This is a genomic window from Actinophytocola sp. (genome assembly GCF_036378875.1).
Taxonomy (GTDB): domain Bacteria; phylum Actinomycetota; class Actinomycetes; order Mycobacteriales; family Pseudonocardiaceae; genus Actinophytocola.
Genome location: NZ_DASUVO010000128.1, coordinates 17,810 through 42,196, shown reverse-complemented (window position 1 = coordinate 42,196; position 24,387 = coordinate 17,810). Strand labels below are relative to the sequence as shown.

20 protein-coding genes and 1 pseudogene are annotated in these 24,387 nt (G+C 69.1%); 7 read left to right on the top strand and 14 right to left on the bottom strand.

Annotation, left to right across the window (positions count from 1 at the left end; translation table 11 throughout):
- Positions 1-746: 746 nt before the first annotated feature.
- Positions 747-1,514, bottom strand: a pseudogene (locus VF106_RS36355) (serine/threonine-protein kinase); the annotation flags it as partial.
- Between the two features lie 152 nt (positions 1,515-1,666).
- Between VF106_RS36355 and VF106_RS36350 the strand changes: the two are divergent.
- The 6 genes from VF106_RS36350 to VF106_RS36325 all read left to right on the top strand — a co-directional run bounded on the left by VF106_RS36350 (position 1,667) and on the right by VF106_RS36325 (position 9,133).
- Positions 1,667-3,088 (top strand): methylmalonyl-CoA mutase subunit beta, encoded by a 1,422-nt coding sequence (locus VF106_RS36350; protein ID WP_330844483.1) that lies wholly within the window; start codon positions 1,667-1,669, stop codon positions 3,086-3,088.
- A 130-nt stretch (positions 3,089-3,218) separates the two neighbouring features.
- Complete coding sequence (gene scpA / locus VF106_RS36345) at positions 3,219-5,381, top strand: methylmalonyl-CoA mutase (RefSeq protein ID WP_330844482.1); 2,163 nt, start codon at positions 3,219-3,221, stop codon at positions 5,379-5,381.
- Positions 5,381-6,364, top strand: coding sequence for a methylmalonyl Co-A mutase-associated GTPase MeaB (meaB, locus tag VF106_RS36340; RefSeq protein WP_330844481.1), 984 nt, complete (start codon positions 5,381-5,383; stop codon positions 6,362-6,364). The genes scpA and meaB overlap by 1 nt, the downstream gene beginning before the upstream one ends.
- A 14-nt stretch (positions 6,365-6,378) precedes the next feature.
- The gene (locus VF106_RS36335; protein WP_330844480.1) at positions 6,379-7,347 is read left to right on the top strand and encodes a DUF6183 family protein; all 969 of its coding nucleotides are present in this window, start codon (positions 6,379-6,381) and stop codon (positions 7,345-7,347) included.
- Between the two features lie 26 nt (positions 7,348-7,373).
- Complete coding sequence (locus tag VF106_RS36330) at positions 7,374-7,688, top strand: hypothetical protein (RefSeq protein WP_330844479.1); 315 nt, start codon at positions 7,374-7,376, stop codon at positions 7,686-7,688.
- 152 nt (positions 7,689-7,840) lie between these two features.
- Positions 7,841-9,133, top strand: coding sequence for a M20 family metallopeptidase (locus VF106_RS36325; RefSeq protein ID WP_330844478.1), 1,293 nt, complete (start codon positions 7,841-7,843; stop codon positions 9,131-9,133).
- Positions 9,134-9,354: 221 nt separating this feature from the next.
- Here VF106_RS36325 and VF106_RS36320 read toward each other — a convergent pair whose 3' ends face one another.
- The 10 genes from VF106_RS36320 to VF106_RS36275 all read right to left on the bottom strand — a co-directional run bounded on the left by VF106_RS36320 (position 9,355) and on the right by VF106_RS36275 (position 20,334).
- The gene (locus VF106_RS36320) at positions 9,355-10,623 is read right to left on the bottom strand and encodes a thymidine phosphorylase (protein WP_330844477.1); all 1,269 of its coding nucleotides are present in this window, start codon (positions 10,621-10,623) and stop codon (positions 9,355-9,357) included.
- A 4-nt stretch (positions 10,624-10,627) separates the two neighbouring features.
- Complete coding sequence (locus VF106_RS36315; protein WP_330844529.1) at positions 10,628-11,014, bottom strand: cytidine deaminase; 387 nt, start codon at positions 11,012-11,014, stop codon at positions 10,628-10,630.
- 11 nt (positions 11,015-11,025) lie between these two features.
- Complete coding sequence (locus VF106_RS36310; RefSeq protein WP_330844476.1) at positions 11,026-12,300, bottom strand: ABC transporter permease; 1,275 nt, start codon at positions 12,298-12,300, stop codon at positions 11,026-11,028.
- The gene (locus VF106_RS36305) at positions 12,297-13,382 is read right to left on the bottom strand and encodes an ABC transporter permease (RefSeq protein WP_330844475.1); all 1,086 of its coding nucleotides are present in this window, start codon (positions 13,380-13,382) and stop codon (positions 12,297-12,299) included. Before VF106_RS36305 ends, VF106_RS36310 begins: the two co-directional genes overlap by 4 nt.
- A complete protein-coding gene (locus VF106_RS36300) occupies positions 13,379-14,938 on the bottom strand; it encodes an ABC transporter ATP-binding protein (RefSeq protein WP_330844474.1) in 1,560 nt (519 codons plus the stop codon). Before VF106_RS36300 ends, VF106_RS36305 begins: the two co-directional genes overlap by 4 nt.
- A 76-nt stretch (positions 14,939-15,014) precedes the next feature.
- Positions 15,015-16,169, bottom strand: coding sequence for a BMP family lipoprotein (locus tag VF106_RS36295; protein WP_330844473.1), 1,155 nt, complete (start codon positions 16,167-16,169; stop codon positions 15,015-15,017).
- Positions 16,170-16,346: 177 nt separating this feature from the next.
- Positions 16,347-16,715: a hypothetical protein gene (locus tag VF106_RS36290; RefSeq protein WP_330844472.1), complete on the bottom strand. Its 369-nt coding sequence runs from the start codon at positions 16,713-16,715 to the stop codon at positions 16,347-16,349.
- The gene (locus VF106_RS36285) at positions 16,712-17,617 is read right to left on the bottom strand and encodes a hypothetical protein (RefSeq protein WP_330844471.1); all 906 of its coding nucleotides are present in this window, start codon (positions 17,615-17,617) and stop codon (positions 16,712-16,714) included. The genes VF106_RS36290 and VF106_RS36285 overlap by 4 nt, the downstream gene beginning before the upstream one ends.
- Before the next feature lie 56 nt (positions 17,618-17,673).
- Positions 17,674-18,993 (bottom strand): hypothetical protein, encoded by a 1,320-nt coding sequence (locus tag VF106_RS36280; protein ID WP_330844470.1) that lies wholly within the window; start codon positions 18,991-18,993, stop codon positions 17,674-17,676.
- Between the two features lie 168 nt (positions 18,994-19,161).
- Entirely contained in the window at positions 19,162-20,334 is a 1,173-nt protein-coding gene (locus VF106_RS36275) for a saccharopine dehydrogenase family protein (protein WP_330844469.1), read from the bottom strand.
- A gap of 106 nt (positions 20,335-20,440) precedes the next feature.
- Between VF106_RS36275 and VF106_RS36270 the strand changes: the two genes are divergently transcribed.
- Complete coding sequence (locus VF106_RS36270; protein WP_330844468.1) at positions 20,441-20,935, top strand: hypothetical protein; 495 nt, start codon at positions 20,441-20,443, stop codon at positions 20,933-20,935.
- A gap of 40 nt (positions 20,936-20,975) precedes the next feature.
- Here the strand turns inward: VF106_RS36270 and VF106_RS36265 are convergent, their stop codons facing one another.
- From VF106_RS36265 to VF106_RS36255, 3 genes are all read right to left on the bottom strand, one after another.
- Positions 20,976-21,326, bottom strand: coding sequence for a hypothetical protein (locus VF106_RS36265; protein ID WP_330844467.1), 351 nt, complete (start codon positions 21,324-21,326; stop codon positions 20,976-20,978).
- 224 nt (positions 21,327-21,550) lie between these two features.
- Complete coding sequence (xylB, locus tag VF106_RS36260) at positions 21,551-22,948, bottom strand: xylulokinase (RefSeq protein WP_330844466.1); 1,398 nt, start codon at positions 22,946-22,948, stop codon at positions 21,551-21,553.
- A gap of 67 nt (positions 22,949-23,015) precedes the next feature.
- Entirely contained in the window at positions 23,016-23,855 is an 840-nt protein-coding gene (locus tag VF106_RS36255; RefSeq protein ID WP_330844528.1) for a sugar phosphate isomerase/epimerase family protein, read from the bottom strand.
- Positions 23,856-24,387 lie beyond the last annotated feature (532 nt).

Genomic DNA, 24,387 nt, shown 5'->3' with positions numbered 1-24,387 from the left:
GCACCTGACCCGACGCCGGACCCAGCACCCGATTCAGCACCCGACCCAACGCCGGACCCAAGGCCGGCCCCAGCGCCGGACCCAACGCCCGATTCAGCACCCGATTCAGCACCCGATTCAGCACCCGATTCAGCACCCGACCCAACGCCGGACCCAACGCCGGACCCAGCGCCCGACCCGACGCCGGACCCAACGTCAGACCCAGCGCTCGACCCAGGACCTGACCCAGCGCCGAACCAAGCCGCGGATCCAGCGCCCGATCCAGCACTGGACCCAGCTCCTGACCCAGCGCCCAACTCAGCACCCGACTCGGAGCCCGGCTCAGCACCCGAGGCGAAGCCCGACGTGGCGGCTTCCGAAGCCGACCTTCCTGCCGGGCGCGACAGAGCATCCGACTCGTTAGAGAGCGGTGCTCTCTCCGCCGACGGCTCGCCTCCTGACTCGGCGACCAACGGAGGCGATCCGGATGGAGCAGCGGACTCGGAAGAGAGCGGTGCTCTCCCCCAGGAGCTCGGGGAAGGCAGCGGACCGGGGTCGGCGGCAAGCGGTGTCGAACCTGGCGGCAAGGGCTCATCGAATTCAGCGGCAGACCAGGGCGAGGCACCCAGGGCATTCCCCGAACCAGCCTGGCCGGCGCCGGGTGTTCCCTCGTCGTGCTGGTCGGTGCGTTTTTCGGGCTTGGTCATCGCTCGCTCCGCCCATTGGGCGGCGACCTCGGTCAGGCGGGCGAGGTCCTCCTCCGGAAGAAGCGGCGTGCTCGGCGGCGGCAACAGCGAGTGCAGGCGGTTACGCAGCTCCCGTAACGAGATCCGCTTGGCCGGTTCCTTCACCATCAGCGCGGCGACGATGTCGCTCAGCGGCCCCTTGACCGACGGCCTGGGCACCTCCCCGTTGACCACCTGGTTGACCGTCGCGAGTACCGCCCCGTTGACGTCGTACGGCGGCCGGCCCTCGATCACCGCGAACAGCGTCGCGCCGAGGCCCCACAGGTCGGCGGCCGGGGTCACCTCTCGGCCGGCGGCGACCTCCGGCGCGATGTACGCGGGTGAGCCGAGCATGATGCCGGTGCTGGTGAGCGTCCGTTCGGCCACGTTCCTGGCGATGCCGAAGTCGGTGAGCTTGACCCGCCCGTCCACGCCGATGAGCACGTTCCCCGGCTTGACGTCGCGATGCGTGATACCGGCCTGGTGCGCGGCGGCGAGCCCGGCCGCGACAGCGTCGGCGATCCGCGCGGCCCTGCCCTCCGGTTGCGCGCCGAACACGTCGATGAGCGAGGCCAGGCTGTGCGCGAGCATGTACTCCATCACGACGAGCGGTTCGTCGCCGTCGCGGGCCACGTCGTGCAGGGTGATCACGTTCGGGTGGGACAGTGCGGCGATGGCACGTGCCTCCCGCAGGGTCCGTTCCCGCAGCTCGGCCGCCTGGTCCTCCGGCATGCCCGGCGGCAGGAGGACCTCCTTCACCGCGACCGGGCGGAGCAGGTACTCGTCGAACGCCTCCCAGACCGTGCCCATGGCACCTTGGCCGAGCAGCCGGCGCAGCCGGTAGCGCCCGGCGACAACCCGCTCACCAGTGCTGGACACGGCGACATTGTGCCCGTACCAGCGATCAGCCTCACACTCACGTGCCCTAGCACTGAGATAACCGGTCAGTAGCATCGAAGGTTATGACCTCGGCGGACCAGCTGCGGCTGGCATCGGAGTTCACCCCGGCGACAAGGGACCAGTGGCAGGCTCTTGTCGACAAAGTCCTGAGCCGGTCGGGCATCGATTCAGAAGCACTGACCACCGAAACCTACGACGGCTTCGCGCTCCAGCCCCTCTACACCGCGAAAGACGCGGCCCCGAACGCCGGCTTCCCTGGGCTGACACCGTTCACGCGGGGCAACCGGTCCGCGGGCGTCGACTGGGACGTCCGCCAGCGCCACGCTCATCCCGATCCGGACGTCACCCGCCGCGCGGTGCTCGCCGACCTGGAGAACGGCGTCACGTCGTTGTGGTTGGTCGTCGGCGCGGCGGGGGTGCCGGTCGACGCGCTGCCGGATGTGCTGTCCGAGGTGTACGTGGACCTCGCGCCCGTCACGCTCGACGCCGGCGCGGACGTCGGGGCAGCCGCTCGCGGCCTGCTGGACGTCCATGAGGACAAGGGAATCCAGCCCAGCGAGGTTCGCGGCAACCTGGGCGCGGACCCGATCGGGCTGCGAGCCAGAACGGGTACGCCGCAGGACATGGACGTCGCCGTCGAGATGGCACGAATCGCCGAGCGGTACGCGAGGCTGCGGTCGGTGGTCGTCGATGCGTTGCCGTACCACGAGGCCGGCTCGTCGGACGGGCAGGAGTTGGGCTACGCGCTGGCCACCGCCGTCGCGTACCTGCGTGCCCTCACGGAAGGCGGCCTGTCCGTCGAGGACGCCGCGCGACAGCTGGAGTTCCGGTTCGCCGCGACCGCCGACCAGTTCGGCACGATCGCCAAGCTGCGGGCCGCGCGCCGGCTGTGGGCACGGGTCGCGGACGTGACCGGGGCCAATACGGTCGTACCGCAGCACGCCGTGACCTCCTCCACGATGATGACCCGCCGCGATCCGTGGGTGAACATGCTGCGCACGACGCTCGCGTGCTTCGCCGCCGGGGTCGGCGGGGCGGACGCGGTGACCGTGCAGCCGTTCGACACGGCCATCGGCCTGCCGGACGCGTTCGCCCGCCGCATCGCCCGCAACACGCAGTCGATCCTCCTCGAGGAGTCCAAGGTCGCCGCGGTGATCGACCCGGCGGGCGGCTCGTGGTACGTGGAGCGGCACACGGACGAGCTGGCTCAGGCCGGCTGGGCGGTGTTCCAGGAGGTCGAGCGGGCCGGCGGGATCCTCGCCGCACTCGACTCCGGGCTGGTCGACGAGCGCATCGCCGCGGTCCGGGACGCCCGCACCGCTCGCCTCGACGCCGGCGAGGAAGCGATCACCGGCGTCACCGTGTTCCCGAACCACGACGAGAAGCCGCTGACCCGTGAGCCGGTGCCCGCGCCGGCGTCAGGTGGCCTGCCGAGAGTGCGTTACGCCGAACCCTTCGAGGCCGCGTTGAAAGGCGAGTCATGACAACAAGCCGAGCGCTTCGCAACCGCACCTCAGGGAAACGTGACGCAAACCGGCCACAAGTACGTGACCAAACGGAACCGTCCCTTTCCAACGCAACCAACACATTTGATTCCGGGGAGGCGGAACAGTCATGATCCCCGACTTCTCCGAGATCCCCCTGGGCGAGCCGGCGACGGGCACTGCCGCCGACTGGCAGGCCGCCGTGCAGGAGGCGACCGGCAAGGGACCGGACGCGCTGGTGTGGGAGACGCCGGAGGGCATCGGCGTGAAACCCTTGTACACCAAAGAAGACACCGCGGACCTCGACTTCCTGGACACGTACCCGGGCATCGTGCCGTTCCTGCGCGGGCCGTACCCGACGATGTACGTCAACCAGCCGTGGACCATCCGTCAGTACGCCGGTTTCTCGACCGCCGAGGAGTCGAACGCCTTCTACCGCCGCAACATCGCGGCCGGCCAGAAGGGGCTGTCGGTCGCGTTCGACCTCGCAACGCACCGCGGTTACGACTCCGACCACCCGCGTGTGGCCGGTGACGTCGGCATGGCCGGGGTCGCCATCGACTCCATCTACGACATGCGGCAGCTGTTCGACGGCATCCCGCTCGACAAGATGTCCGTGTCGATGACGATGAACGGCGCCGTGCTGCCGATCCTCGCGCTGTACGTGGTGGCGGCCGAGGAACAGGGTGTGCAGCAGGCCCAGCTGACCGGGACCATCCAGAACGACATCCTCAAGGAGTTCATGGTCCGCAACACCTACATCTACCCGCCGCAGCCATCGATGCGGATCATCTCCGACATCTTCTCGCACACCAGCCAGCACATGCCGAGGTTCAACTCCATCTCCATTTCCGGCTACCACATGCAGGAGGCCGGCGCGACCGCGGATCTGGAGTTGGCATACACCCTCGCGGACGGAGTGGAGTACATCCGCGCCGGTGTCGACGCTGGTCTTTCGGTCGACACGTTCGCGCCGCGGCTGTCATTCTTCTGGGCCATCGGCATGAACTTCTTCATGGAGGTCGCCAAGCTGCGTGCCGCGCGGCTGCTGTGGGCGAAGCTCGTGAATCAGTTCGACCCGAAGTCCGACAAGTCGCTGTCGTTGCGCACGCACTGCCAGACGTCCGGCTGGTCGCTCACCGCGCAGGACGTCTACAACAACGTGATCCGCACGTGTGTCGAGGCGATGGCGGCGACGCAGGGGCACACGCAGTCCTTGCACACCAACGCGTTGGACGAGGCACTCGCGCTGCCGACCGACTTCTCCGCCCGCATCGCACGCAACACGCAACTGTTGCTGCAGCAGGAGTCCGGCACCACGCGGGTCATCGATCCCTGGGGTGGCAGCGCTTTCGTTGAACGGCTCACCTACGAGCTGGCGCGCAAAACCTGGGGACACATCAGCGAGGTCGAGTCCGCAGGCGGCATGGCCCGCGCGATCGACGCCGGCATCCCGAAGCTACGCATCGAGGAGGCGGCCGCACGCACGCAGGCTCGCATCGACTCGGGGCGGCAGCCGGTGATCGGGGTGAACAAGTACCGGGTCGATGTCGACGAGCACATCGACGTGCTGAAGGTCGACAACGCGCAGGTGCGGGCACAGCAGGTGGAGAAGCTGCGCCGGCTGCGGGAGGAACGCGACCAGACCGCCGTCGACCGGGCGCTGGACGCGCTGTCGGCGGCCGCGAACGGCACCGGGAACCTGCTCGCGCTGGCCATCGACGCCGCCCGCGCGAAGGCGACCGTCGGCGAGATCTCCGAGGCACTCGGCAAGGTCTGGGGCCGGCACTCCGCGCAGATCCGTACGATCTCCGGCGTCTACTCGGAGGAGGTCGGCGGCGTGTCCAATGTGGAGGAAGCGCGGCGGGTCGTCGACGAGTTCGCCGAGGCCGAGGGCCGGCGGCCACGCATCCTCGTCGCCAAGATGGGTCAGGACGGCCACGACCGGGGCCAGAAGGTGATCGCCACCGCGTTCGCCGACCTCGGCTTCGACGTCGACGTGGGTCCGCTGTTCCAGACTCCTGGTGAGGTCGCGCGGCAGGCGGTCGAGGCGGACGTGCACATCGTGGGCGTCAACTCGCTCGCTGCCGGGCACCTCACGCTCGTGCCGGCGCTGCGGGACGAACTGGCCGCGCTCGGCCGCGACGACATCATGATCGTCGTCGGTGGCGTGATCCCGCCGCAGGACTACGACGAGCTGCGTGCCGCGGGCGCGGCGGCGATCTTCGGGCCGGGCACGGTGATCGCCGAGGCCGCGACGGACCTGCTACGCAAGCTCATCGACCAGCACTGATGGCTCGCGAGATCGACATCGAGGCGTACGCCAAGGGTGTCCTCGCCGGCGATCGGGGCACGCTGTCCAAGGCGATCACGCTCGTCGAGTCGCGCAAGCCCGACCACCGCGCGCTGGCGCAGCAACTGCTGGTCGAGCTGCTGCCGCACTCCGGCGGCGCGCACCGGGTCGGCATCACCGGCGTGCCCGGGGCGGGCAAGTCGACGTTCATCGACGCGCTGGGCACATCCCTGACACAGGTAGGACATCGGGTGGCGGTGCTCGCCGTCGACCCGTCCTCGACGCGCACCGGCGGCTCGATCCTCGGTGACAAGACGCGGATGGCGCGGCTCGCCGTGGATCCCGCCGCGTTCATCCGGCCGTCGCCCACCTCGGGGACGCTCGGCGGGGTCACCCGCGCGACCCGCGAGACCATCGTGCTGATGGAGGCCGCCGGCTACGACGTCGTGCTGGTCGAGACGGTCGGCGTCGGGCAGTCCGAGGTCGCGGTCGCCAACATGGTCGACTGCTTCCTGCTGCTCACCCTCGCCCGCACCGGCGACCAGCTCCAGGGCATCAAGAAGGGCGTGCTGGAGCTGGCCGACGTGATCGCCGTGAACAAGGCCGACGGCGACCACGAGATGGCCGCACGCAAGGCCGCGCGGGAGCTGGCCGGTGCGCTGCGGTTGCTGCGTGGACCGGCCGAGGCATGGACCACACCGGTGCTGACGTGCAGCGGGTTGACCGGCGCCGGGCTGGACACCCTGTGGGAGCAGGTCAGGAGGCACCACGACGTGCTGTCCTCGTCCGGTGAGCTGACCGAGAAACGCCGGCGGCAGCAGGTCGACTGGACGTGGACGATGGTGCGGGACACGTTGCTGACGCGGCTGTCGGAGCATCCCGGGGTGCGTGCGCTGACTCCCGAGCTCGAACAGCAGGTGGCGAACGGTGAGTTGACGCCGACGCTCGCGGCGGAACGGATACTGAAGGAGTTCTCGGACTGAACCAGGTCGAGCAGGTGCTGTCCGAGCTGCGTGACGGCTCGGACACCAAGCCGATCCTGGCGGCACTCGGCCGGTGGCCGGTGGACCGGTTGGCCGCACTCGGGCACGAACTCGTGGCCTCGCCAAGGGACTGGGCGCTCAGCAGTGCGCTCGACCACGTGTTTCGCCTGCTCAGCCGCACACCGTCCGGTGCCGCCGCCGCGGCCGACGTCGCGGTCGGGCTGCCGGCGACCGAGATACGCGACGTGGCGGCCCTGCTCGCGCGGTCACAGCGCACGAACGCGCTCCAGCAGTTGCTGCGCCAGCTGCCACCCGGTGAGCAGGCCACCGAGCTGGGCGCCTGCCTCCTGCACGAGATGATCGTGCGGCGGAAGTCCGTGGCTCGCGTCGCGGCGACGTGGGAACGACGACTCGTCGGTCATCCTCTCGCTGACCTGCCGTTACACCCGCTGCCCGGCGAGACCCGGCTGGGTGGGCCCTGGCCGAGCAAGGCAGAGATGATCACCGTTCCTGGCGCGGTGCCCACCGTCGAGCGGCAGACCACGCCACCGGACGTCACCGCGGCCGTCCACACCTGGCTGACGGAGTCGAACGGCAAGGCCGAAGCCGCCCTGTTCACGCTCGCCGAGCCGTTGGCGGCGGCCGACGTGGGGATCAGGACGATCGAGGCACTCGAACTGGACTCCGTGGCGGGGGGTGGTCTCGCGTTGCGCCGCGCCGCGCTGGACAACGTGGTGACGACGCTGTTCCTGGCGGCCGCGAACGGCGGCGCGTACAGCCGGAGGCTCGGTAACGCGTACGGGCGGGCGGCCACGTGGCGTTCGATATCCGCGCTCGCGGGTGGGTGGCACGTCGGCTGCACGTGGTGGACGTTCGACGCCGCCAACGACTGGTTTCGCCGGGTCGCGTGGGATCTCGGGGTGATCTGTCTGCGTCCTGATGGTCACGTTATGGCGATCCTCAGCGCGACAGACAGCGACTGATGGACTCGCTTCGCTAGGCTGGTCACATGCGTAGCGCCACTCGACTGCTCTTTGTGACCCTCACGGGCCTCATCGTGGCGCTGCTTCCGGTTCACGCGCTCGCCGAGTCACAACCGTCGAATCGCGAGTACGGCCTCGTCGCCGGGCAACCACCATCGACGCCGCCCACTGGACCGTCCACCGGGACGACCGCACCGACGGTCGACCTGGACCCCGCCGAATCGGAGGCGGACCGTCAGGAGTCACGGCGCAAGCTCGTCATGGGGATCACCTCCGTCGTGCTGGTAGGCATCGTGATCTGGGGCCGGAGCATTCGTCGGAAGAAGGCGAAGGCCGGCTGACCGCTGGCCGACCGAGATCGTTTAGCGAGGCTGAAGCGCCGTGGCCACTCGGCGCTCTGGTCGTACCGGCAATCGGTAGGCCAGGAAACCTCGTGCGCAATGGTGCAGGATTGGCAAATCATGACCAACTCACGAAAACTTGGGAGGACCGCGTGACTGTGCTCGACTCGCGGTCCGATGCGCCCAAGGAGGGCGGCAGTTCCGCCGCGAACAGGGCAACCGGTGTGCTAATCACGGACGAGGGCGTCAGTATGCCCTCTGTGGAGGACATAGGAGCCGGCCGAGGGCCGGCATGGCTGGACGACTGGCTTGTCCGCAACGCCCTCGACGTCGTGGCCTGGTACCGGCACATCCACCAGCATCCCGAGCTGTCGCGGCGGGAGTACAACACGACTGAGCTGGTAGCCGGCCTGCTGTCCGCTGCGGGGCTGCGACCGAAGGTCTTCGACACCGGCACCGGGTTGATCTGTGACATCGGCGACGGCGACCGTTGTGTCGCCCTGCGTGCCGACATGGACGCCCTGCCGATCACCGAGCTCACCGGCCTGCCGTTCGCCTCCTCCATTCCCGGCGCCGCACACGCGTGCGGCCATGACGGGCACACCTCGATGCTGCTCGGCGCCGGCCTCGCGCTCGCGTCCGCGCCGGAGCTGCCGGGCCGGGTACGGCTCGTGTTCCAGCCCGCCGAGGAGGTCATGCCGGGTGGCGCGTTGGACGTCATCGCGTCTGGGGGACTTGACGGAGTCGAGGCGATCTTCGGTCTGCACTGCGACCCGCGCCTCGAGGTCGGCAGGGTCGGCACTCGCGTCGGCGCCATCACGTCGGCGACGGACCTGCTGGAGCTGCGGCTGACCTCGCCGGGCGGCCACACGTCCCGCCCCCACCTGACCGCGGACCTGGTGCACGCGCTCGGCACGGTCATCACCGGTCTGCCGGCGCTGCTGTCCCGTCGCATCGACCCGCGCTCAGGCACGGTGCTGGTGTGGGGCGCGGTGCACGCGGGTGAGGCGCCGAACGCGGTCCCGCAGGACGGCGTGCTGCGCGGCACCCTGCGGACCGGCGACCACGAGGTGTGGGCCGACCTGGAACCGCTGGTGGCGGGCCTCGTGCAGTCCCTCCTGGCCCCGACCGGCGTCGGCTTCGAGCTGGAACACCGCCGCGGCGTTCCTCCGGTGGTCAACGACGTGGAGTCGGAATCCGTCCTACGTGCGGGCGTCGAAGCGGCCTTGGGCGAGCAGGCGATCACGACCACGAAGCAGTCCTCGGGCGGCGAGGACTTCGGCTGGTACCTGGAGAACGTTCCCGGCTCGTTCGCCCGCCTGGGCGTCTGGTCCGGCGACGGCCCCCAGCCCGACATCCACCAGCCCACCTTCCGCCTCGACGAACGCGCCCTGCTGACCGGCGTCCGAGTCCTGACACACACAGCACTGGCCGCCCTGGCCTGACCCCGCGCGTGCCCAACACCAGAGACCCGCGTGTCCAACAGTCCAGACCGCTGAGTTCAGCAATTCGCGCTTGTCCGATTTGTTGAACTCAGCGGTTTCGTACGTTGGACACGCGGGTCCTGTGTGTTGGACACGCGGGGGTTGTGGATAGCTCGGCGGGCGGCGGCCGGAATTGTCGGTGGGCGCCGGTACGCTGGGATTCGGGGGGCCGGAGGCCGGCCTCAGCCGCGAATTGTGTCCAATATCAGCGGGGTTTTCGCTGGGGCTTCTTCCGTGATTTCGTACGCGTCGGTCAGGGCCGCTAGTGCGCCTTCCACCGCGTCCGGGGTGTCGGTGTGCAGTTCCAGCAGTGGCTGACCCGCCGTTACCCTCTCGCCCGGTTTCGCGTGGCACAGAATCCCCGCCGCCGCCTGGACCGGGTCCTCCTTGCGTGCGCGGCCCGCGCCAAGGCGCCACGCCGCCACCCCGACGCCCAACGCGTCCAACCGGCTCAGCACGCCGCCGCGCGGCGCCTCCACCACGTGCACGTGCTTCGGGGACGGTAACGCCGCCGAAGGGTCACCGTCCTGCGCCGTGATCATCCGGCACCACGTCTCGAACGCCTCACCCGACGCCAACACCGCCGCCGGGTCCGCCGACACGCCCGCCAGCGACAGCATCTCGGCGGCCAGGGCGACCGTCAGCGAGACCACGTCCGCCGGTCCGCCGCCCTGCAGCACGTCCACGGCCTCCGCCACCTCGACCGCGTTCCCCACCGCGCGGCCCAGCGGCACCGACATGTCCGTCAGCAGCGCCGCCACCTTCTGCCCGTGCGCCACACCCAGCTCGACCAGCGCCGATGCCAACTCCCGCGCCGCGGGCAGCGACTTCATGAACGCCCCGGAGCCTACCTTCACGTCCAGCACCAGCGCCCCGGCGCCCTCGGCGATCTTCTTCGACATGATCGACGACGCGATCAGCGGCACGCACTCCACGGTCGCGGTCACGTCCCGCAGCGCGTAGAGCTTCCGGTCCGCAGGCGCCAACCCCTCGGTCGGTGCGCAGATCACCGCCCCGACCGACAGCAGCTGGTCGCGGATCTCGGCGGACGACAGCGATGCCCGCCAGCCGGGGATGGACTCCAGCTTGTCCAGCGTGCCGCCCGTGTGACCAAGCCCACGGCCAGACAGCTGCGGCACGGCCACTCCACAGGCGGCGACCAGCGGCGCGAGCGGCAACGTGATCTTGTCACCCACCCCACCGGTCGAGTGCTTGTCGACCGTCGACACCGGCCACGACAGCCGCTCACCCGAGTCGATCATCGCCTGGGTCCAGCGCGCCGTCTCGGCTGACGTGAGGCCGTTCAGGAACACCGCCATGGCCAGCGCGGACATCTGCTCGTCGGCCACCTCACCGCGCGTGTACGCGGCGATCACCCAGTCGATCTGCTCGTCCGAGAGGATTTCACCGTCCCGCTTTGCGCGGATGACGTCGACAGCCGTGTGTTTCACGCCGTCACGGTAGTTGCGCCGGGCCGAACGCGTGCGGAAGGACCTGCGACATCGGCACCGGACCGCCCGGCATGTCCACCAGGCAGTCCGGTCCACCGAGCTCGAACAGGATCTGCCGGCACCGGCCGCACGGGGTCAGCAGCTCGCCGGCCCCGCTACGGCACGCCACCGCGACAAGACGCCCACCGCCGGACAGCCGCAGCTGCCCCGCCATCGTGCACTCCGCGCACAAGCCGACCCCGTACGCGGCGTTCTCGACATTGCAGCCGGTCACGAGCCGGCCGTCGTCCACCAGCGCCGCGGCCCCGACCTGTAAGCCGGAGTACGGGCAGTAAGCCAACTGGGCCGCCTCGACCGCGGCGGCCCGTAACTTGTCCCAATCAGGCACGATGTTCACGGTCCTCAGTCACCCTCACCTCGCCGGTACGGTACGCCGTCCGCGGCGGGCGGTCGTAGTCGCTGCGCGGCCAGTGCCAGCACGATCAGCGTGATGATGTGCGGCATGTACGGCAGGAACTCCTGCGGCAGCTCGTCGGTCGCGAAGTAGAGCGCGTACACGCCGACCGCGCCCACCGCGGCGAGGGCCGCCGTCGTCCACTTGCGACGGAACAGCTGCCAGATCACCAGCAGCCCGGCCGAGATCACCGCCGCGTACAGCAGCGCGTGCACGGCCTCCGGGGTCGCGGACAGCCGCAGCCCGTCCGCGTAGCCGAACAGCCCGGCGCCGGCCAACGTGCCACCCGGCCGCCAGTTGCCGAAGATCATCGCGGCGAGGCCGATGAACCCGCGGTTGGCGGTCTGGCCCTCCTGGTAGATCGACGGGCTGGAGCCGAGCACCAGCGCGGCGCCGCCGATGCCCGCCAGCGCACCCGACGCGATCACCGCGACGTACTTGTAGAAGTACACGTTCACGCCGAGCGACTCGGCCGCCTTCGGGTTCTCGCCACACGACCGCAGCCGCAGCCCGAACCGCGTTCGCCACAGCACGACGTAGGTCAGGATCACCAGCAGGATCCCGATGATCAGCGTCGGCGACACCCCGGTCACCAACCCGCGCAGGAGGCCGGCGATGTCGGAGATCACCACGCGCTGCTCGCGTTCAAGGTCACCCAGCCAGTCGGACAGGCCGGGCGCGGAGTACGTGTCGAACTGCTCGATCGGCGGCGAGTCCCGAGGGTTGTCCGAGATCGGCGCGAAGATCAGCGTCGAGAGGTACTTCGCGACGCCGGCGCCGAGCAGGTTGATCGCGACACCGGACACGATGTGGTTGACGCCGAACGTCACGGTCGCGACCGCGTGCAGCGCACCACCCACGGCGCCGAAGATCATCCCGGACAGCACCGCCACCCACGGACCCCAGTGGTAGCCGCCGAACGCCGCGCCCCAGGTGCCGAGGATCATCATGCCCTCGAGCCCAATGTTGATCATCCCGGAGCGTTCCGCCCAGATGCCGCCGAGACCACACAGGAGGATCGGCAGACCGAGGGTGATCGTGTTCTGCATCGTCGAGGTCGACGTCAGTGCCGGCTGCCCGGTCAGGTACGAGGTGGTGGCGAGCACGCCGACCACCGCGACCACACCGATCGCGAAGATCGCCCAGCCAGGCAGCACCCGCTTACGCGGCGGCGGCGTCATCGTCATGCCAGCCGCGCTGGGCTGCACATCAACCATGCTCATTTGACCGCCTCCGGCTCAACCGCGGTACCCGTGGCCCTACCGACCCGCCGCTGCTCAGCTGCCAGGTCCATCCGCTTCACGATCTCGTACGCGACGACCACCGACAGCACGATCGACCCCTGCATGATCGTCGCGATCTCTCTCGGCACGCCCTCGTTGTCCAGCGCGCCCTTCGCCTTCTCCAGGAACGCCCACAGCAGCGACCCGAACGCGATGCCCACCGGGTGGTTGCGGCCGAGCAGCGCGATGCCGATCCCCGCGAAGCCGTAGCCGGACGCGAAGTTCAGCGTGTAGGCGTGGTCGCGGCCGAGGATCTCGGGCATGCCGACCAGACCGGCGACCGCGCCCGACACGAGCAGCGACACCACGATCATCTTCTTGGCGTTGACGCCGCCTGCGGCAGCCGCGGTGGGCGACAGCCCGGAAGCCTTGAGTTCGAACCCGAACCGGGTCCGGTTCATCACGACCCCGTACACGCCGGCCGCGACGACTGCCAGGAACACCAGCCCGAAGATCGTGCCGCGGCTGCCGAGGTCGATGCCGGGCACCTGGCCGGACTCGGCGATCGGCTCGGTGGAGACGTTGTTGCCGATGAGGATGCCGAACTGGTCGCGGCGGATCAGGAACGCGGCGAGCCCGAAGGCGATCGCGTTCATCATGATCGTGGAGAGCACCTCGTGCACCCCGCGCGTGACCTTGAGGATGGCCGGCAGGGTGGCCCACGCCGCGCCGGCGATGGCCGCGACCAGGAGGATCACCAGCCAGTGCAGCACGGGCGGCAGCACGATCGCGCCACCGACGATGGCCGCGACCAGCGCGCCGACCCGGTACTGGCCCTCGATCCCGATGTTCAGCAGGTTCATGTGGAACCCGATGGCTGCGGCCAGCGCGGCCAGCATGTAGATGGCCGTCGAGTTCACGATGTCGACGGCGACCTGGCCCTCGCCGACCTGTCCGATCATCGCGCCGAGCGCGCTGGCCGGGTTCGCCCCGGACAGGAGCAGCACGATCGCGCAGAGCCCGGCGGCGACCACGACCGCGAGAACGGGCGCCAGCAGTGAAGAGCGCAAGCGAGCGTTCACTGGTCACCTCCAGTCACAAGAAGACCTGACTCGTCGACCTGTCCAGCGCCGGTCATCGCGCTGCCGAGGTCCTCTGGCGTGACAGTGGCCGGGTCGGCGTCCGCGACGAACCGGCCCCGCAGCATGACCTTGATCGAGTCGGACAGTCCGATCAGCTCGTCGAGGTCGGCGGAGACCAGCAGCACGGCGAGTCCCGCCGCCCGCGCGTTGCGGATGTGGTCCCAGATGGCGGCCTGCGCGCCGACGTCGACACCACGGGTCGGGTGCGACGCGATCAGCAGCATTGGTTCGCCGGACAACTCCCGGCCGATGACCAGTTTCTGCTGGTTGCCGCCGGACAGCGAGGCTGCGGCGACATCGATGCCGGGGGTGCGGACGTCGAACTCCTCGACGATCCGCTGCGTGTCCTTGCGGGCGCCCGCGATGTCCAGGAACGCGCCACGCGCGGTCGGATGTCTGGTCTGGTAGCCCAGGATCCGGTTCTTCCACAGCGGCTCGGTGAGCAGCAGGCCGTGGCGGGTACGGTCCTCGGGGATGTAGCCGATGCCGGCCTCACGGCGGGCGATCGTGCTCGCCTTGGTCAGGTTGCGGTCGGCGAGCAGGATCCGACCGCCGGCGGCCTTGCGGATGCCCATGATCGTCTCGACCAGCTCGGTCTGACCGTTGCCTTCGACGCCGGCGATGCCGACCACCTCGCCCGAGCGGACCACCAGGTCCAGCCCGTCGAGCAGGCGGCGGCCGTCGCTCGTCTCGAGGGTGAGGTCCTCGATCCGCAGGATCTCGGTGTCGGTGACCGTGGACGTGCGGGTTTCCGGGCTGGGCAGCTCGGAGCCGACCATCATCTCGGCGAGCTGGCGGGTGGTGACCGAGGTGGGTTCGACCGTGCCGATCGTGGTGCCGCGCCGGATCACGGTGATCGAGTCCGCGATGGCGCGGACCTCGTCGAGCTTGTGGGAGATGAACAGGAAGGTGTAGCCGTCCGCGCGCATCGTGCGCAGCGTGGCGAACAGCTCGTCGACCTCCTGCGGGACGAGCACGGCGGTCGGCTCGTCGAGGATGATGATCTTGGCGCCGCGGTAGAGGACCTTGAGGATCTCCACCCGCTGCCGGTCGGCCACACCGAGCCGTTCCACCAGCGTCGACGGGTCGAGGTCGAGCCCGACCGAGCCGGCCAGCTCGCGGATCCGCCGCTTGGCCCCGTTGCCGATGCCGTGGCGGCCTTCGGCGCCCAGCACGACGTTCTCGAGCACGGTCAGGTTGTCGGCCAGCATGAAGTGCTGATGGACCATGCCGATGCCGGCGCGGATGGCGTCCGACGGCGACTTGAAGTTGACCTGCTCGCCGTTCACCTCGATGGTGCCCTCGTCGGGGGGCTGCATCCCGTAGAGGATCTTCATCAGAGTGGACTTGCCGGCGCCGTTCTCACCACACAGCGCGTGCACCTCGCCGGCGCGGACCTTCAGGTGCACGTCGCTGTTGGCGACGACGCCCGGGAACCGCTTGGTGATGCCGGTGAGGACGACCGCGGGTGACGCCGCGACCTCGGTGTCGGTCATGAGACCTTCCTCCACAGGAAAGAACCCGTGGGCGCACGGCGTTGTGGCCGCACACCCACGGGTGTCAGTCCGAACCTCAGCTACTGGGTTCGGTGTCGACCTTGATCTTGCCCTCGATGATCTGCTGCTTGTACGCGTCGACCCATTCCTGGACGTTGGCGTCGATCTTGCCGCCGGACGTCGAGTAGCCGACGCCGTCGACCTTCAGGTCGAAGACCGGAGGCAGGGCGGCGAGGTTGTTCGACGCGGCGAGCGAAATGTAGTCGAACACCGCGACGTCGACGCGCTTGAGCATGGACGAGATGATGACGTCCTTGTACTCGGCGACCGTCTTCTGGTTGTACTGGTCGGAGTCGACGCCGATGGCCTCGACGTTCGCCTTCTTGGCGGCCGCGAACACACCCTTACCGGACGCGCCCGCCGCGTGGTAGACGACGTCCGCGCCCTGGTCGATCAGGCCCTTCGCGGCGACCTCGCCCTTCGGCGGGTCGGCGAAGCCGGTCAGGTCGCCCGCCTCGGTGATGTACTTCGAGACGACCTTGGCGTCCGGCGCCACGGTCTTCACACCCTGCAGGAAGCCGGCCTGGAACTTCTGGATCAGCGGCACGTTCACGCCGCCGACGAAGCCGATGGTGCAGGACTTGCTCTTCAGCGCGGCGATGACACCGACGAGGAAGGAGCCCTCGTTCTCGGCGAAGCCGAGGAACTTGAGGTTCGTCGGCGCGTTCTCGACGAAGCCGTCGACCACGGCGAACTGCTGGTTCGGGAACTCGGCGGCGACCTTGGCGGCCGCGTCGGAGTAGGCGAAGCCGACCGCGACGATCGGGTTGCGGCCCTCCTGCGCCAACTGGCGGAGGCGGGTCAGCTTCTGGTCCTCGCTCTCCTGGTCGCTGGCGCTGAGCTCCTTGGTGTTCTCCTTCTTGACCCCGATCTCGGCGATGGCCTTGTCCAGGCCCGCCGCCGCGGAGTCGTTGAACGAAGCGTCACCGCGGCCACCGATGTCGAACGCCAGGCCCACGTTCAGGGCGCTGCCGTCCACCGACGCACCGGCCTCGGTCGACGTCGTCTCACTCGTCGCCGCCGCCGGCTTGTCCACGGTCTTGCAACCCTGGGCACTACTGTCGCTACCCGACGAGTTGTTCGAGGACCCCGTATCCTTCGCACAACCGACCACGGACAGCACGCTGGTCAGCGCGATCGCGGTGACCGCGACTCCCCGCTTGAAGCGCAAGGCTTTCTCCCTCCGCGTTCCCACGCGCCCGGCGATGTGCCGCCGGACGCCAACTTCATTCGCGGAACCGTACTCCGCGGGCGCGAAAGCGCCACCGCCGCGTTCAGCGCGTGACCCAATCGTTCCTTGAGTGGTCCCTCATGCCATACCGACCGTGATCAACCACGTGCGATGTGGTCAATTGTGACGTTTACGTTTCTTGATCCGCGGCCCGGTTCGCCCGATTCTCCGGTACGCCTCCGACACTGCCGAGAGCCCCTCCTCCGCGACCCGCATGGCCAGGAGGAAGTCCTCCTCGCTGGTCGCGCGGGCGAGCGTGGCGCCGGCCGTGTGGTACCGCTCCCGCGCGGTCCGCATGAGCGCGGCGGCCTGCGCGTCGTCGAGGTGCTCGACGTCCTCGACGTAATGACCCAACTGGTGGTAGCGGGACCTGGCGGCCACGGCCTCGTCGTTGCTGCTCAGGCGTTTGTCGCGGCCGGCGAGCACCGGCACCAGCGCCCCGGCCCCGACCAGCGCGACGGCGATCCCGACCCATACCCAGATCACGTCGCCGCCTCCTCCAGCTCGTCGAGCCGTTCGTTCACCCCGGCGAGCCCGGCGGGGGTGGTCGCCGCCTCGAACTCGCCGAGGACCAGCACGTACTCGCCGGCGAGATCGGCCTGCCGGCGAGCGTCGGCCGCGTCCTTCGGTGCGGGCGGGTGCAGGATGCGGTCGGCGAGCTTGTTCAGCCGCGCACTGGTCGCCTCGCTCCGGTGCCTGGTCTCGGCGTCCCGCGCGCCACGCCTGACGACCAGCCGCCCGACGAGCCGCAACGCGACGAACAGAGCGATCGTGCCGACCAGGATCCCGGCGAGCGAGAGGATGATCTGCCAGGTCTGCAGCGTGTCCGGCGTGGGCGGCGGCGGGATCACGGGCGCCCGGCGCGGTACCCCGTTCGGGTAATCCTGGGCCGCCTGCTCGTCGAACGCGAAGACGAACTCCTCGACCTGGGGGAACAGGTCGGCCTCGGTCACCCGGTACTGCCAGGCCACTTCCGCTCTGGCGATCAGCTGGAAGTCGTAGTTACCGGCGTCGACCGGGTTCTGGGGGTTGGAGAACTCGGGCCCGACGCAGTAGGACGGCCCGTACCGACCGTCCTTCTCGATGGCGTAGACGATGACGAGCGAGGTGGTCACGACGGCCGCGATCTGCTCGCACAGGTCCTGCCCTGGCTGGGTGAACTCGTCATCCGATGGTGGCAACGGCTCGGTCCCGAGGAGTACCAACACGATCGGCCGGTCGCCGATGAGCTGTCGCGCCCTCGCGGCGTCGATCTTGCCGGGCGCCCCGGGCGCCTCGTACACCGACGTGGTCCGCAGACCGTCCACAATGGTCCGGACCTGCGCGGAGACCGGCGCCGGCTGCTCGACGGACCGCCCGAACGTGCCGTAGGCAAGCAGAACTGCCACGCCGACCGCGACAACCATCCAGCGAGGCACCCCGAACCACTTCCCGGCGCCGGCCATCACGACATCACCCCCGCCGCGATTCCCTCGTCGGCGACGGCGGCGACCTCGATCATGGCCGCCGAGGTCAGGGCCTGGTCGTAGAGAGCGTGGGCGGTCGCGTGCCGCTCCGCGGCCGCCGCGTTGACACTGTCGCCGCGTTCCTCCACGGCCAGCAGCTGGGCGCCCAACTCCCCGATCTTCGCCATGGCCGCCGCGCTCTCCCTGCGCATCGCCCGGCGTTCGGCGTCCGCGCGGTCGGCGTGCCCACGCCGCCACGTGTAGAGACCGGCTCCGCCGAGCACGAGTGCCGCGCCGATCAGCACCCACGGCGTGAGGTCGCTGATCGTCCGCCGCACGTCGTAGGGCTGCGGGCGCGGTTGCGGCTGGGGCTGCGGCCGCCCGTAGGCGGTGCCCTTGAGCAGGACCTCGAGCCGGTCGAGCACCGTGCCGACGCGATCCTGCATGGGGCTGCCCTGACTGAAGCTGGCGTACTCGTACCGGCCGTAGGCGTAGTCACGAGCCGAGTCGGCCTTTGCCTGGTCCGCGACGGCCACGTCGAGCCAGCGTCCATGGGCGACCATCACGACCTCGCCAGGAAAGCGTTTGAGCAGCTCAGGAGCGTAGTCGACGAGCGGCTCGCCCGGTGGACGGAGGGGAAAGGCCGCTATCCGCACCGGGATGCCGTTTTCCTCTTGGGCGAGCTGAGCCATCCGCGGGTCGATCGGGTCCTCCCGTCCTGGCGCGTTGTACACCCGGTCGGCGGTCAGCCTCGCGACGAGGTCGTCCACCTGCGCGGCGGTGGGTGGCACCGGATCGACGACGGGGTAGTCGAAATCGCCGACCTCGTCCCGGCTGATGCCGGCGGCGTACCGGGCCGCGAAGATCACGGCCTCTGAAACGTCCAGGTAGGCGGTGACCTGCCGCAGCTCGGGGATGGTGGACGGCCCGACGCCCGCCCCTGGCTCGCCGTAGAGGGTGACCTTGATCCCCTCGACGAAGATCAGGTGCACGCCCTGCTCGGTCGCCCAGTCATCGAGGGGTTTGCCGACCTGCTCGTAGTGGGCGTCGCCGTCGACATAGTTGTTGCCCTCGTCCAACGGACCGGAGTACGGCGCGACGAGCACCCGGGTGTCGTCGTCCATCGCGGGAAGCACCTGACTCTCGTCCAGGTAGGCCACAGCCCCTGGTGCGCGGTAGATCCGCTGGTCGGCGAGCGCGTCGAGCGCCCGCGCGACGTCGAGTTTGGGCGGTTGCGCCTGGGCGTCAGCCGGTGCGGCCATCCCTGTGAAGAAGCCCCCGGCGAGGACCACGCTGACGAGCGCCCTCAGTACACGCACGCGAGGCAGCCTCTCATGCGCCCTACCAGACGACACCGACAGTTCGAGGATTCGCGCCCCTCAAACGGGCCAGTTGTCCACAGCCGCCCAGGTTGTCCACAGTTTCACTGTCGCCGCTCCACGCCACGGCCGATCCGGGGCACGATCGACCTATGCACACCACGCGCCCTACTCCACGACCCGAAACGTCAACCCGGCCCGTACCAGGCGGTCGATCAACCTGTTCCCCATGGCGACCGCGGTGGTCACCTGCCCCGCTGTCTTCGGCAGATCGTCGAACGCGAGGCAGAGCGCCGACTCCGACAGCATCTTCGCGGTCTCCTCGTAACCGGGGTCGCCCCCGGACACCTCCGTGACCACGCGCCGGCCACCACCCTCGCCGACGAACCGCACCCGAAACCAGGCCTTGTCCCGTTGTTCCCGCGTAGGCCCCTCTCCTGAGGTCATGCGACCGAGCAGCCAACGCCGGGTGGGTGGCACCTGCGCGAGCACCGCCGCGGCACCGACGCCGCCAACGATCGCGGCGGCCACGGGCAGCTTCTTGACCGCGAGGTAGTGGCTGTAGCTGAACGCCGGTCCGTACCGGTCGATGGCTCGCGCCGAGCGCAACACCACGATCGGGTCGATCGTCGGCATGGGCAACACCCACGCGTCCACGGTCTTCTCGAACCGCGGCCGTCCACGCACGCCCTTTACCCTGCGCCCTTCCGAACGGGGCTCGGTGTGTCGCCGCTGCTTGCCGACGGCCGCCATCTCGCGAAACCGGGAGAAGGCGGTGATGGCGGAGTGGTAGGTCCCGGCCGAGACAGTCCCGGATGCGGAGACGTATCCCTGCACGGACAGCGGTACGCCCTCGGGGAGCTGCTGGACGGTGAACAACGCCCCCAGGTCATAAGGAATGGAGTCGAAACCGGCACAGTGCACGATTCGGGCCCCGCTTGTCACGGCGGTGTCGTGGTGAGCGAGGTACATCCGATCGACGAACTCGGGCTCCCCGGTGAGGTCGAGGTAGTCGGTCCCGACCTCGGCGCATACCGCGACAAGTGGTTCCCCGTAACGGAGATAGGGCCCGACGGTGGTGACGACCACCCGAGCCCGCGACGCGACGGCCCGCAGTGACGCGCGGTCGGTCACGTCGGCGACGAGCAGCTCCAGGTCCGCACACGATGGGTTGATTTCGGCGAGTCGCTCCCGCACTGCCACGAGCTTCTCCCGGGACCGACCGGCGATCGCCCACCGGCAACCACTGGGCGCATTCAGGGCGAGGTACTCGGCCGTGAGGCGCCCGGTGAACCCGGTGGCCCCGAAGAGCACGATATCGAACTCCCGCGTGGCTGACATGCGCAAACACCTTTCCCCGAACTCAAGAATCAATCAAGGGTAACGACCCTACCGACCACAACGTGACGCATCCGTTCGCACACTCTCCGAAGTTAGGATCCGATCCATGATCGCCCGAGCAGCAAACGCAGAACACGACCGCCAGTTCCACCAGAACCAGCACGACCTGGAGGAGGTTTACAAACGCTTCGACAAGACCGACGACTACATCAAGGACACGAACGCCAAGGTTTCCAACCTCACCATTCAGGTTGGCGGCCACTCCCAACAGGTCGCCGGCATCACCACGCAGATAGCCGGTCTCACCGAGAGTGTCCACGGCATCCGCGCGGACGTGGTCCGACTCGACATTCGAGTGGACAGCCTCGTCCGCAAGTTCGACACCCTCGAACACAAAGTCGACGGCCTCGACACGAAGTTCGGCGCACTCGAAATAAAGTTCGACCACAAGTTCAAGGCGCTGGAAAGCAAATTCGATGACAAGTTCAACACACTCCACGGCAAGGTGAACTCGCTCGAAGCGAAGGTCGATGCTCGGCTCGACAACCTCGAAAGTCAGATGTCCGAAGTTCTCGGAATCCTGCGAGGCGAAGCGGAATGACGTTGTGCGGGGCCAGGTTTGTCCCGGCCCCGCACATAGCTCAGGTCCAGAAGACCGCGATACCCACGTTCACGACCACCAACCCGACCAACGAAGGAGGTAGCCACTTCGGCGCCGGCACGCGACGGATCACGTAGGTCAGCGCGAGCCCGCCGATCACCAGCAGGACCAACGTCTTGATGCCGAGCTTCATGCCGTTGTACTCGGCGTCCGTGGCCGGGGCGAGCAACTGCAACGCAAGGCCGGTGATGAGCTGCAGTGCGGCGATGTGCAGCCAGCCGGGGTTCAGCGGCGCATCCGCGGGGGCGCGGCGCTGGACGAGGAACATCCCTACCAGCAGCGCCATGCCGAGCAGGTGCAGGAAAACCAGGAGGAGGCGGACGAACTCCACGAGAACGATCTCCCTCGGGTCGGCCAGGCCATGGTCAGCCCGTCGCTGCGACCAGTTCTAGCAGGCGCGATGCGCTCAGCTCAGGCGACCCCGATCCCCGGCAGCAGGAACAGGACCGGCTGCGACGATGGCGGCACCCTGCGAAACCGCTCCCCCGGGTTCGTCGGGAACCTCGTTGATCGGCGCATCGGGTCCGCTGATCCCACAAGGATGCGTGCGCAAGCTCATGCCGGGCGGTCCAGAATCCTGCCGCGGGCCTCCGCGTAGCGCTCGCGCAGCCCGGGTGTCGGGTCACCGGACACGCGCTGCATCGCGCCCAGCCGCCAGCTCGGCGGGGACTCCCCGCCGGCGAGGGTCCACGCGGCCTGGCGGGCGGCGCCGTCGGCGACGTACTCACCCGGTTCGGGCACCAGAACCGGGCGACCGAGCACGGTCGGAGCGATGCGGCGAACGGCCGCTGACCGGGCACCGCCGCCAACGAGCAGCACGCGGTCGGTGCGGACTCCTTGCGCCACAAGGGCGTCCAAGGCGTCGGCCAACCCGCACAGCATGCCCTCGACGGCCGCGCGGGCCTGGTGTGCGGGGGTCGCGTTCGCGAGGCGGAGCCCGTGTAGCGCGCCGGTCGCTTCGGGCAGGTTCGGGGTGCGCTCGCCTTCCAGGTACGGAACGAGCGTGAGGCCGTCGGCGCCCGGTGGCGCGGACAGGGCCAACTCCGCGAACCGCTCGTGGTCCACGCCGAGCATGCGGGCGACCGCGTCGAGCACGCGGGCCGCGTTGAGGGTGCACACCAGCGGGAGGAACCTGCCGGTCGCGTCGGCGAACCCGGCGACCAGACCGCTGGCGTCGGCGCTCGGCTTGTCGGCGACGGCGAACGCGGTGCCGGAGGTGCCGATGGACACGACCACGTCACCGGGTTCGGCACCGACGCCGAGCGCGGCCGCCATGTTGTCGCCCGTGCCGGCGCCCAGGAGCGCCCCGGCGGGGGTGCGGCCGGAGTCGTCCGACGGGCCGAGCACGCGTGGCAGCGCCGGGATGGCGCCGAGCGCGAGTTCGAGCAGGTCGGTCCGGTAGGTGCCGGTCGCGGCGGAGAAGTAGGCCGTGCCGGACGCGTCGCCCCGGTCGGTGGTCAACCGGTCGAGCGAGCCGCCTGACAGGCGCCAGGTCAGGTAGTCGTGCGGCAGACACACGGCGGCCGTGCGGGCGACCGACTCCGGCTCGTGGTCGCGGAGCCACCGCAGCTTGGCGACGGTCATGGACGCGACCGGCACCATGCCCACCGCTTCGGCCCACGCCGAGGCGCCGCCCAGCTCGTGGACGAGATCCGCGGCGGCCTGGGCGGAACGAGTGTCGTTCCACAGCAACGCGGGCCGCACGACCTCGCCTGTGTCGGTGAGGCACACCATGCCGTGCTGCTGGCCGGCGACCGACACGGCGGCGACATCGTCGATGCCGCCGGCATGGTCGATGGCCGACCGCAGCGCGGACCACCACGCCGAGGGGGCCACCTCGGTCCCGTCCGGGTGCGAGGCCGATCCGCTGCGCACCAGGGCGCCGGACTCAGCGTCACGCACAACCACCTTGCAGGACTGGGTCGACGAGTCGACTCCGGCCACCAGCGGCATGGTCAACACCTCCGAGGTCGAGTCTAGGGCCGGTGCGGCCGATCGGAGACCGGCCGCACGGACACGTCTAGAACCGCAGGTTGGCGAGATAGTTGTAACCGGTTTCAGCACACTTGAGCGCATCGACCGGTTCGTCGTTCTCCACGATGTACTCCTCGACCTCGAGAGGCCAGGTGGCGCGGAAGATCCGTCGGAAGTCAATGGTGCCCTCGCCGAGGTCGGCGAAGCCACCGTCCGGCTTCCGATCCTTCACGTGGTACTGCTTGACCCGACCGGCGAGCTTGTAGAACTCCCGGACGGGATCGGTGCCACCGGTGACCGCCCAGTACAGGTCGATCTCGAAGCTGACGTTCCGCCGCGTGGTCCTGCGGGTGAGCACGTCGTACGGCCGCACCCCGCCGATGGACTGGAACTCCTGGTTGTGGTTGTGGTACCCGAAGCCGATCCCGGCCCGCCGGTACACCTTGCCGGCCGCTTCGAGCCGGTCGGCGAACGCCTCCCACTCGGCGATCGTCGGGAAGTTGGCCCACGCCACGTTGCTCCGCTTGTTGCCGAGGATCTTCGCGTCGGCGATGGCCTGGTTGAGGTCGACCCCGTCGATCCCGACGTGCGTGGAGGTCGCCCGAATGTGGCGTCGGTCGAGAATCTTCCGGAACTCCGTGGCGGACCGGCCGTGGAGCCCGGCCAACTCGACCTTGCGGTAACCGATGTCGGCCAACGCGTCGAGCGTGCCCTCGAGATCGGCCGCGAGCGCGTTCCGCACCGTCCACAGCTGAATGCTGATCTTGTCCTTCCGCACCCGAAGCCCGCCATGACCACCGCGCCCGGCATCATCAGCGGACGCGACAGCGGGCAGAGCACCGACGGCACCAACCGCGAACGCGGCACCGGCCGCACCACGCAGCATCGACCTTCTGGAAATGGCCACGACAATCCCTCCGTTGGGTTTGAGAGTGAAACAGTCTGGAGGAGCAGGGTCTCGAGACGGAACGAAGCGGAAAAAGAACTCCTGGTTCAGAACGAGATCGGACAGGAACAAGGCAAGGCCGAAACCTCACCGCAAACTTCACCCACCGCTGTGGACAACCCCCGAGCGACGAACCGCAATGTCAGTGCCCTGCGATAGCGTTGAAACCGGGGGCCCCTGGCGCACCAATGGGACTTTCGCTCGGGTTGACCGGGTGAACCCGTTCCCAGTTGCCGTTCCGGCAGCCGCGACTGTCGGCAACACCAGCTAGCGCGAAAACCAGGGGCCCCGTTGGCGCACGAATGGCACTTTCGCTCGGGATGGTGGGTGAACTCATTGCCAGTTGCCGTTCAGGTGGACGTGATTGTCGGCGGGGCCCGGTAGCGTTGAAACCGGGGGCCCTCTCGCACACCAATGGGACATTCGCTCGGAGTGACCGGGTGGACTTGTTGCCAGTTGCCGCTTGGGTCGG